Annotated in this window: 10 protein-coding genes; all 10 read left to right on the top strand. The window is 34.8% G+C overall.

The features are described from left to right. Positions 1 to 140: 140 nt before the first annotated feature. The 10 genes from gmd to FHG85_RS08050 are packed head-to-tail and all read left to right on the top strand — an operon-like array spanning position 141 to position 10888. Positions 141 to 1193: a GDP-mannose 4,6-dehydratase gene (gmd, locus tag FHG85_RS08095; protein WP_173074767.1), complete on the top strand. Its 1053-nt coding sequence runs from the start codon at positions 141 to 143 to the stop codon at positions 1191 to 1193. Between the two features lie 25 nt (positions 1194 to 1218). Then, entirely contained in the window at positions 1219 to 2319 is a 1101-nt protein-coding gene (locus FHG85_RS08090) for a GDP-L-fucose synthase family protein (RefSeq protein ID WP_173074765.1), read from the top strand. A gap of 1 nt (position 2320) precedes the next feature. Further along, positions 2321 to 3193: an NAD-dependent epimerase/dehydratase family protein gene (locus FHG85_RS08085; RefSeq protein WP_173074763.1), complete on the top strand. Its 873-nt coding sequence runs from the start codon at positions 2321 to 2323 to the stop codon at positions 3191 to 3193. Beyond that, positions 3156 to 4190, top strand: a complete 1035-nt coding sequence (locus tag FHG85_RS08080) for an MraY family glycosyltransferase (protein ID WP_173074761.1) — start codon at positions 3156 to 3158, stop codon at positions 4188 to 4190. The genes FHG85_RS08085 and FHG85_RS08080 overlap by 38 nt, the downstream gene beginning before the upstream one ends. Then, entirely contained in the window at positions 4191 to 5459 is a 1269-nt protein-coding gene (locus FHG85_RS08075) for a lipopolysaccharide biosynthesis protein (protein ID WP_173074759.1), read from the top strand. It abuts the gene before it with no gap. Beyond that, positions 5452 to 6570, top strand: coding sequence for a glycosyltransferase family 4 protein (locus FHG85_RS08070; protein ID WP_173074757.1), 1119 nt, complete (start codon positions 5452 to 5454; stop codon positions 6568 to 6570). The genes FHG85_RS08075 and FHG85_RS08070 overlap by 8 nt, the downstream gene beginning before the upstream one ends. Next, positions 6563 to 7351, top strand: coding sequence for a polysaccharide deacetylase family protein (locus FHG85_RS08065; RefSeq protein WP_173074755.1), 789 nt, complete (start codon positions 6563 to 6565; stop codon positions 7349 to 7351). Before FHG85_RS08070 ends, FHG85_RS08065 begins: the two co-directional genes overlap by 8 nt. Beyond that, positions 7348 to 8394 carry a glycosyltransferase family 4 protein gene (locus FHG85_RS08060; protein WP_173074752.1) on the top strand — a complete coding sequence of 349 codons (1047 nt, stop codon included), beginning with the start codon at positions 7348 to 7350 and terminating at the stop codon, positions 8392 to 8394. Before FHG85_RS08065 ends, FHG85_RS08060 begins: the two co-directional genes overlap by 4 nt. An 11-nt stretch (positions 8395 to 8405) precedes the next feature. Beyond that, entirely contained in the window at positions 8406 to 9614 is a 1209-nt protein-coding gene (locus FHG85_RS08055) for a glycosyltransferase family 4 protein (RefSeq protein WP_173074750.1), read from the top strand. Next, complete coding sequence (locus tag FHG85_RS08050; RefSeq protein ID WP_173074748.1) at positions 9611 to 10888, top strand: O-antigen ligase family protein; 1278 nt, start codon at positions 9611 to 9613, stop codon at positions 10886 to 10888. Before FHG85_RS08055 ends, FHG85_RS08050 begins: the two co-directional genes overlap by 4 nt. Positions 10889 to 11025 lie beyond the last annotated feature (137 nt).

The raw sequence follows: 11025 nt of genomic DNA, 5'->3' as shown, positions 1-11025 counted from the left end.
TTCTTTTCCTTTTACCCTTTATCCTTTTTCCTTTATCCGTCTTCGCCGGACTAAGTCCTTAATCCTTTATTCTTAATCCTTTATCCTTCTACACCAGACAGGCCTCGAACTTTTAACATTCAACTTTGAACAACACGATTATGTCCAAAAAAGCTTTAATCACGGGAATTACAGGTCAGGATGGCTCGTACCTTGCTGAACTTTTACTAGAAAAAGGTTACGAGGTTCATGGAATTATTAGGAGAGCGTCAAATTTTAATACACACAGGATTGATCATCTATATAAAGATCGCCATAACAAGGATGTGAGAATGTTCCTTCATTATGGCGATATGACAGACTCAAGCAACCTTAACCGATTGCTTGAAAAAGTAGAGCCTGACGAAATATACAATCTTGCTGCGCAAAGCCATGTAAAGGTTTCGTTTGAGGTTCCTGAATATACTGCCGAGGTTGATGCCATAGGGACTCTACGATTTTTGGATGCTATAAAGGATACGGGCTTAAAAACAAAGTTCTATCAGGCATCAACTAGCGAGCTGTATGGCTTGGTACAGGAAGTTCCTCAAAATGAAAAAACTCCCTTTTACCCAAGGAGTCCTTATGGCGTTGCAAAGCTTTATGCATACTGGATAACTGTTAATTATCGCGAAGCCTATAATATTTTTGCTTGTAACGGGATTCTGTTCAATCACGAGTCGCCACGAAGGGGTGAAACGTTTGTAACACGGAAAATAACAATGGCTGCAGCCCGAATTAAGGCCGGTTTACAGGATAAGTTATACCTGGGTAATCTTGATGCTCGCCGAGATTGGGGATATGCTCCAGAATACGTGGAGGGGATGTGGCGTATGTTACAACACAATACCCCTGAAGATTTTGTTCTTGCTACTGGTAAAACACATACTGTTCGTGAATTTGCAACGCTTGCCTTTAAGGAGCTAGGAATTGAACTGGAGTGGAAAGGCGAAGGCGTAAATGAAAAGGGTATTGATAAGTCAAATGGGAAGGTAATAGTTGAGGTAGATCCTGATTATTTTCGCCCCACCGAAGTTGATTTATTGGTTGGTGATGCCTCCAAAGCAAAAACTATACTGAATTGGGAACCGAAAGTAGGATTGGATGACCTTGTTAAAATAATGGTAAATGCCGATTGGGAAAAAGTGCAGAAAAAGTATTTAAATAAAGGTTAGCAGTTATCAAGAAAAACGTTGAAAAGTGAATAAATCGTCAAGGATATATGTGGCGGGTCATACCGGATTGGTTGGCACCGCCATTGTTCGTAAATTAAAGGAAAGGGGCTACAACAATATCATTACTCGTGCCCATTCAGAACTTGAACTGCTTGATTATAATGCAGTTTTTGATTTTTTTAATACTGTGAAGTCTGAGTATGTATTCCTTGCTGCTGCTAGGGTAGGCGGGATATTAGCAAATAATACCTATCGGGCTCAATTTATTTATGAGAATTTACAGATTCAAAACAATGTTATACATGCTGCTTACTTGTCGGGCGTAAAAAAGTTACTTTTCCTTGGGAGTTCGTGCATATATCCTAAAAATGCACCTCAACCTATTAAGGAGGATTACCTTTTAACTTCGGAACTGGAATTCACCAATGAGCCTTACGCTATAGCCAAGATAGCGGGTATTAAAATGTGTGAGTCGTACAACCTGCAGTACGGCACCAATTTTATCTCGGTTATGCCAACCAACCTTTATGGCCCTTCCGATAACTACGATTTGGAGAAAAGTCATGTATTACCAGCCATTATCCGAAAGATGCACTTGGCCAAATGTCTAGAATGTAACGACTGGGAGGGTTTAAGAAAGGATTTAAATAGGCTACCTGTCGAAGGGGTAAGTGGGAATTCACCTGAAAATGAAATTGTCAATATTTTAAACAAATATGGAATTAGAGTTCCCCAAAAGAGTTATGATTCCGTAACAGTTACACTTTGGGGTTCGGGCAAGCCGATGAGGGAATTTTTACACTCAAACGATATGGCTGATGCCTGTGTTTTTATAATGGAAAATATCGACTTCCAAGATTTGGCTAAGGATAAAAATGAGGTGAAAAACACACATATAAATATTGGTGCTGGTGTTGATATTTCGATTTTTGATTTGGCACAACTGGTTAAAGAGATTGTTGGATATAGAGGTCAAATCCTTTGGGATACGTCAAAACCTGATGGTACCTATCGAAAATTACTCGATGTTTCAAAGTTGAATTCGCTTGGTTGGAAGTACAAAATAGAATTAGCAACGGGTATTAAAAACGTCTATAACGATTACCTTAAGTTGAACAATAAATAGAATGCGTATACTCATTATTGGGAAAAATAGTTTTATTGGAAGAAATTTTATCCAATTTAGCAAGTTTGAAAATATTACCGAGGTTGATTCCATTAATCTGGTTCCAAATGAGTTTGATTATTCTAATTATGATGTAATAATACACTTAGCTGCCATTGTGCATCAGACCAAAAAAATTGGAATTGATGAATACATAAAAGTGAATACAGAATTACCCGTAAGAGTTGCTAAGAAAGCAAAACAAGATGGTGTTAAGCAGTTCATTTTTTTAAGCACAACTAAAGTTTATGGCGATATTAGCTCTCTAGACAAGCCGTGGACTGAGGAAACAACTTGTAATCCTACTGATGCTTATGGTAAATCAAAATTTCTCGCTGAGCAAGAGCTTTTAAAACTTACTGATGATAGTTTTATAGTTTCAATTATTCGAACTCCGCTAGTTTATGGTAAAGGTGTCAAGGCTAATATGTTGGGGTTGATAAAGTTGGTGAAATTATTTCCCATTTTGCCATTTAAGAATGTAAAGTCTTATCGGAGTGTAACTTATGTTGGGAATCTGTCGGCGTTAATTGATAGGATTATAGATGCAAGAAGGAACGGTGTTTTTTTGTCTCAGGATTCTGAACCAGTTTCAATAGGAGAACTTGTTACTTCTATTGCAGATGCTTTGCAAAAAAAAGTAATCCTATTTAATCCTGGAGTTTTAATATTAAAAATGGTCAAGTTTATTTTTCCATTTATCTACAAACGTCTTTACGAAAGTGCTGTGGTAAACAATGAGTTAACTCGGCGAAGTTTGGGATTTACTCCCCCCTATAGCGCAAAGCAAGGTATTAATGAAACTGTTAGTTGGTTCCTTAATGATTATAAGTAGTTTAAATATTTCGTTGCTGGTATTATTAGCGTGCTTTTCCACCATATTGCTAACTTATCTTGTTAAAAAGTTGGCGAGCAGATACAGAATAGTAAATGAACCAAGTGAGCGAGGCTTACACTCTACGTCTACACCAAGAGCAGGAGGGCTTGCAATTATTATTGTATGGTATATTGGAATTACATTTTTTTACATTAAAGGCGTTATTGATGATAATCTGTATCCAGCTTTAATGAGTGGAGCCATATTAGCAGTTGTTGGTTTAGTTGATGATATTGTTGAGGTTAAGCCCATTACAAGGCTGATTATACAATTTATTGTTGTCATTTTAGCCTTTTATTTTTTGGGGGGCTTAAGAAAGCCCATAACATTTGGGATAGATATATTAACCGTTCCATTTATTGTATACCCTATTGCTATTGTTGGAATGGTTTGGTTTATTAACCTATTTAACTTTATGGATGGGGCTGATGGCTTTGCTTCGATAGAAGCAATCTTGGTAGGATTGGTGCTCTATATCTTTACTGGTAGTTTAGAACTTTTACTTTTGGCTTCGTCTGTTCTCGGGTTTTTATATTGGAATTGGCCTAAAGCCAAAATATTCATGGGAGATGTGGGGAGCACCCAAATTGGATTTATCTTAGTTGTTCTAGGTATCCATTACCACAACACCCTCGATTTTTCAATTTTTAACTGGATGATGATTACTGCACCATTTTGGTTCGATGCATCACTAACTCTTTTCCGCCGTTGGCGAAATCGTGAGCAGTTAAGCAGGCCCCATAGGAAACACGCATATCAAAGATTTGTTTTGGCTGGTAGTAGTCATGAAAAGCTCGATATCGCTTTGATTGTTGTTAATGTGATTATCTTTCTACTTATTTTGGTTTACAGGGAGTGGGATTTTATGAAGATTCCAGTGTACTTTATTACTCTAGTTTTCCTTTATAGCTTGGTTAGAAGAATAGATAAACTTTTCCCTTTTAATTCTGAGTAGTTGGTTAAAAAAGTTTTTAAATACATTCAACGCACCGAGATAATTAAGAATGCTTCAGTTCTTGTTAGCGGAACTCTTATTGCGCAATCTATTCCTATTTTATTACAACCATTCTTAAGGCGATACTTTGAACCCGATGAGTTTGGTTTCTACTCGGTATATGTTAGTATAATTGGAATTCTTCTTGTAATTTCAAGTTTTAGGTATGAACAAACAATTGTTTTGCCTAAAGATGATGATGATGCTGTTTCGCTAGTAAACATTTCAATTCTTATAAGCATTGGTTTTAACCTACTTGTTCTGAGTCTTGTTCTGATTTTTAGCTCTCAATTATTAAATCTATTAAGTTTGCCTTACAATCGGAGGTATATTCTTTACCTAATACCAGCAGGTACTTTTCTTCTTAGCATCTTTCAAATTTTCAACTTTTGGTTAATTAGAAAAAAGAGGTTTAAAGCGATAAGCATAAATAAGTTAAGCCGGCGCTCAGTTGAAGGGATTAGTCAATCTGTACTTGCGGTTGTTAAACAACCGGGTGGTCTTATTTTTGGTGATATTATAGGACAAGTTGCAAACGGAATAGTATCGGGTTACCAATCTTTTAAAAGTGGTTACAGTTTAGCTAAAATTAGTTCTACTGATTTTAGAAGTTTACTTAAAAGATATATTGATTTCCCAAAATTTAGCCTTTTACCTGCTTTGATGAGTACTGTTTGCTTTATGCTTCCTGTTGTTTTTATAAACAGATATTATTCAGCAGAGTTTGCAGGTTATTTCGATCTTACTAAACTTATTTTATCTGTACCATTAGCGCTCATTGCATCTTCGTTTTCAAGTGTGGTACTTAATAAAACATCGGAATGCTATAGGGAAAACAAAAGCTATTTTAAAGAGATTAAACCTTTAGTTGGAATTGTAGTTCTTATCTCAATTTTTGAGATTGGTGTTATTTTATTATGGTCCGAGACATTGTTCTCATTTGTTTTTGGTGAGAAATGGATAGTATCTGGCGCCTTAGCTAAATTTCTGGTTTTTCCTTTTGCCTTGAATTTTATTACCTCTTCTTTTACATCACTTTTTGTTGCTTTAAATCGAATTGTTTGGCAGAGTATTTGGCAAATTTTTTATTTTGGGTTAATTCTTGTCTTACCACTTCTTTCTAGCTTACCATTTGAGAAATTTATTTTGATGTATAGCTTAATTGAAGTGGTAGCTAACATATCAATGCTAGTTCTTCTGGTAATACTTATTAAGAGAACTAATGAGTAAAAATAATAGAGTGCTTTTTGTTGAGCCTATCATTGCTCATTATCGTCGAGATACTTTTAAGTTAATACTTGAAAACAATAATTTTTCATCTTCTATTCTGGCGGGAAACGAATACGAAGGAGTAAAACCTGCAGAAATTGATGGTTCCTTCATTTGTCAATACTTATCGTTTAAACTGCTTGGACATCGATTTTATTATCTAAAAAACGCATTGAATCGTATTAGGGTTTTTAATCCTAGTATAATAGTGTGTTCGGGAGTCGATTTTCATCATCTGCATACTTTAGCAATTTTTTTATATGCTAAGCTTAAACATATTAAGTTTGTTTGGTGGTCGCATGGAGGGTTTGGACGCCAAGGTAAACTTGGGAAAAGCATTAGGGCTTGGTTTTATCGAAAGTCCGATTTTGTTTTTGCTTATAGCGGCAAGGGTGTTGATAATCTTTTAAAACTAGGCGTGAAGAGTTCTAAAGTTTTATCTATTGGAAATGCAATTTGCACTGAAGATTATGGTTTTAATTATCCGAGAAAAGATGATAATAATGGTAAACATCAAATAACTTTATTGTTCTCAGGTAGAATCAACCAGAAAAGGCGAATTGAGATTCTTTTGCATGCTATTAAAGAGCTTAAAAAAATAGGGAAACACAAAATCAAATGTTTAGTTATTGGTGACGGAGATACTTTTAATCTAAAGAAACTTTCAAAAAGCCTAGGAATTTCCGAAGATATCGAATTTGTAGGTCCAAAATATGGTGCTGAGGTTGTAGAGTTTTTCCAAAATGCAGATATTTTTGTTTTTCCAAGCGGTATTGGGTTGTCTATTTTACATGCCTTTTCGTATGGGTTGCCTGTTATCACAACTGACCGAATGGATTTGCATTCCCCTGAAATTGAGCTTTTAAAACCTGGAATTAATGGCGATTTTTTTCAACATGACAATTATGATAGCCTGGCTAAAAGAATTGATGAATGGGCTGAAAAAATAATTTCCGATAAAAAGAGAATTGCTAATGAGTGTATAAAAGTGATTAATGAAATGGGGTATTTACCTGAGATGCAGTCAAGAAAAATTATTGATGTTTTGAATAGATTGATACAATATGAATAGTATCATTTTTAAAACCAGAAAATTTCTGAGAAATCGCTTGTTGGATATTCTATCTATTAATACTGTACCTAAAAAAGGAGTTCATATTCTTAATGGACACTTTTTGAGTTTAAATCCTAATGCAAATCCTGAAATATTTCAACATCTGCTTGAAGGATTACAAAAAAAAGGGGTTGAGTTTATAAATTTTGAAGATGCTGCAAATCTTATCGTAAATAAAAATATTCCGCGTAACAAATGCTTGGTTGCTTTTACTTGGGACGATGGTTTTGAGGAATGTTTTACTAAAATTAAACCTGTTTTGGATTCTTGGGATCTTAAGGCAGCATTCTTTATCAATCCTAATTTTATTGATGGAGACCTAGAATACCGCAAGCATTTTAAGAAAAATATAGTTTTAACTGATAAAAATCCCATGACCTGGGAAATGATAAAAACGTTAGCCAACCAAGGGCATGTAATAGGTGCACATACGCTTGACCATCTTTCACTTGATTCAGAAAATACAAACTTTCTAAGGAAGCAAATTGAAGGGAGCAAATTCCGTATTGAAGAGCAGTTGGGGGCTGAAGTGAAACATTTTGCATTTCCTTTTGGCCAGCTAAAATACATAAGTGCCATTGGTGTTGATATAGCCTGCAAAACTTTCCCTTTTGTTTATAGTCAGGATAATTATCGCCACTACTTTTCGTTTGATGGCCGTGTGATAAACCGACGTCATTTTGAATGCGATTGGCCACTGAACCATGTGATCTACTTTTTAAAATCGAAATCGTTTTGAAAAAGATAGATGTGTTAATTGTTGGCGATTTTCCCCCTGCTACTCATACTGGCATTAGCATGGTGAATGCTATGGTACACGATATTTTGGCAGAGAATGGTAAGCTTGTTCAAGTAATTGATGAGTCGGCATGGAGTTATAAAGGTTTTGTCCGTATTGCCAAATATCTTTTTGGCTCTCATTTAAGGCTGCTAAAGTACTTGTTGAGCTCAAAAACAAGGTATGTTTACCTGAATGTGCCATTATCCTTTGCTGGTGAGTTAAGGCTTTTGTTATCCTGTTTGATTGTAAAAACCTTTTCGTATCGTTCAAAGATTATTGGGCATATTCACAGGGGTGATATTCGTGAATGGGCTACTAGTACATTTATTAACAGATACATTTTAAGGTTTAACCTTAAATTTTTTTGTAGGATTGTTTTGCTTAGTAAGAAATTTGAAAATGATTTACTAGATATTAACCCCAAGATAAAAACAGTTGTTATTCCCAATACATCTTTATTAGAGGGGGTTCAAAGAAGTAAGGCAACAAATTTTAAGGGAAATTTTGTCTGTATCTCAAATATTATCAAAACAAAAGGGTTAGGCGACCTAGTAGAAGCCTTCAACGATAAACGTCTTAGTGGCTTTCGTTTAACAATTGCGGGTAATGTTTACGATAGAGAGTTTTACAATAGCGTATCTAAATCCGCCAATGTTGATTTTGTTATTAGTCCGGAAAGGGAAAAGATCATTGAGATTCTAATGCAAGCCGATTGCTTAATACTCCCATCGTGGAATGAAGGGCAACCGCTTGTAATACTAGAGGCTATGTCGTTGGGTATTCCTATTATTGCAACCGAAGTTGGTGATATTCCAGATATGCTAGGAGAAGGTTATCCATTTCTGTGTAAACCACATAATCCCATAATGCTTGCAGAGAAAATATTGATGTTTTCAACTTATGAGAACAAGGTTGCGCTTGGGGAACGATTACTAAGTGTTTATAAATCAAGATATTCAAACATGGTTTTTACTAATAATATATTACAACTTTTTGCATGAGTCAAAACCCAATGAACATACTTCTTATTTCACAAGTATTTTATCCCGATCAGGTTGCTGTATCGAATTTGTTTACAAAGCTCTTTGTGCGAATTGCCGAAACAAATGTTTATAAACTCGATGTTTGGTGTGCTCAACCATCTTATACAACCAGAAAACGACAGCCAAGACATCTTAATTACAAAGGGATAGAAGTTAATTACTTAACCTCTACTAATTTTAGTAAAAATAATCTGTATGGACGAATTATAAATGTCTTGTCATTTTCATTAAGTGTAATCTTTAAGCTAATTTTTAGTAGGTCTAAGGATTTGATTATAGTTCACACTACTCCGCCTTTTCTTGCGATTCTTGTAATTGCTTTAGCTAGAGTAAAAAAGCGAAAAGTAGTATATATCTTAATGGATATTTTTCCTGATGGGTTAGTGCGGTTAGGTAAAGCTTCTTTGAGAAATCCATTTATCAGAATATGGAAGGTTCTACACAGGAAAGCATTAAATAGTACAGAGCGGATTGTTTCCATAGGTAGGGACATGGCTAGTTGGGTAAAAGATGAAGTGCCTGGTTTACCGCCTGAACGACTTATAGTTATCCCGTTATGGCAAGATGAAAAACAGATCTCCCCAATAGAGTTCGAGAATAATCCATTTGTTCTAAAATATGGATTAAAAGATGATTTCGTGGTTCAATTCTCTGGTAATATGGGTTTTTGGAACGACTTGGAGACTGTTGGAAGAGCAGTTGCAAAGGGACCCGATGGGGTAAAATATGTTTTTATAGGCGATGGAATTCGTAAAAAAGAATTAGTATCGGAAATTGGTTCATCAGCTGCAAACACATTATTTCTTCCATTTTTGAGCAATGAGGAGTATTCATATTCAGTAACTGCATGTCACTGTGGCTTGGTAACTTTAAGAAATGAAGCCTTGGGGATGGGAGTGCCAAGCAAGATTTTTGGGATAATGGCTGCGGGAATTCCAGTATTGGCAATTGCCCCAAAAGACTCAGAAATTGCTCAAATCGTTTTGGAATCGGAATGTGGCTTAGTCGTTGAACCTGGTGATGTTGATTCTCTTCTCTCAAGTATAAAGTTGCTTAAGGCAGATCCAGAGTTAAGAGTTAGAATGGGTAAAAACGCAAGGCTTGCCTTTGAAAAAAAATACACGGTTGAGAGTGGTGCTAGAAACTATTTGAAATTGTTTGATGAGGTGTTAAGATGAAAGAGAAAGTTAATGGAATAATTAATAGTTTGTATCCTTACCTAATAGCATTTCTGGCCTTAACAGTTCCTTTAAACTACAGGTATACTCTATATGTTCTTGGTGCATCAATTGCATTTTCTATTTACATGCTAGTTAAGGATGGAGGTTTTAAAGATATTTTTAAAAATAGATTAGCATTAGGTGTTGTTTTGCTTTGGTTATTCTATGCCTTTAGTTTAACCTATTCATCTAATTTGAGATATGGTTTGAATGATATCTTTCAAAAAATATCTATGGTGTTTTTGCCTTTGGTATTAATTCCAATTGCCAGAAAGCCAGGAAATAAAAGCAGTCTAGTAAAGAATTCTTTCCTATTTGGTATCCTGGTTAGTTCACTTTTTTTTATAGCACGTGCATTTGTAAATTCAACTTTAATAACACCGGTAGGAATCTTCTTTAAACCTAACCCAGTTGGTGTACCATGGGAGAACTATTTTTTCTATGAAAGGTTTGTTTCTCCTCATCATCCAACCTATTATTCCATGTATTTGGCTCTTGGCATTGTATTTATTGCAGAGAAAATTAAACATTTATCTAGATTAAAGGTTAAAGTTTACTTTTACCTGTTTTGGTTATACTTACTTGTAGTAGCATATTTTACTTCTTCAAAGGTTGGTATTGTTTTATCAATAATAATTTCATTTTTGCTTTTAGTATGGGTTTTAAAACGAAAGGGGAAGATAGTTATTTCAACTTTTTTTGCGATTTTTATTGTATTGGGTGCTTTCCTAATTCAAAATAATTACCGATTAAGCTTTAGCATTAATAATGTTGCTAAATATTTAAATGGAAGTCGAGTTGACGATGAAATAGCAAAGCAAGGATTGGTTCGATTTGAAATTTGGAGAGTTTTTCCTAAGGTGTTTGATGATAATAGTTTATTGTTTGGGACAGGTATTGGGGATGTAAAAAAAGAGTTGGTGGCTGTTTATGATAAAAATAATATAAAATATGCGAGGGATGTACAACTAAATGCTCATAACCAATATATTCAGACCCTAGTTAGTGTTGGTCTAATTGGTCTGGGTATCTTGCTTTCTATTCTTGGATATGCATTTTGGCTAGCCTATCGAAAAAGGGATATGGTTTTATTCCTTTTTCTAATAATAATCTCAGTAAACTTTATGTTTGAATCGGTTCTTGAGAGGGTTTTTGGGGTAATATTCTTCGTGTTTTTTCTACTATTCCTTTCATCAAAATCAGAAGCAAAAATTGCTTCGATTGATTCTTAGTGTATTAGGCAAACGGAAAATTGTAATTACTTATATCTAATATGTTTTGAATTAATATTTTTTTAGATGAACAACCATTTTATAATTAAGGAAAAATAAAAAAGCCAGGATTCATCCTGGCTTTTTAGTTTAATATA

Origin of the sequence: Tenuifilum thalassicum (assembly GCF_013265555.1) — a bacterium.
Lineage (GTDB): Bacteria > Bacteroidota > Bacteroidia > Bacteroidales > Tenuifilaceae > Tenuifilum > Tenuifilum thalassicum.
This window is presented reverse-complemented; position numbering and strand designations above follow the sequence as displayed.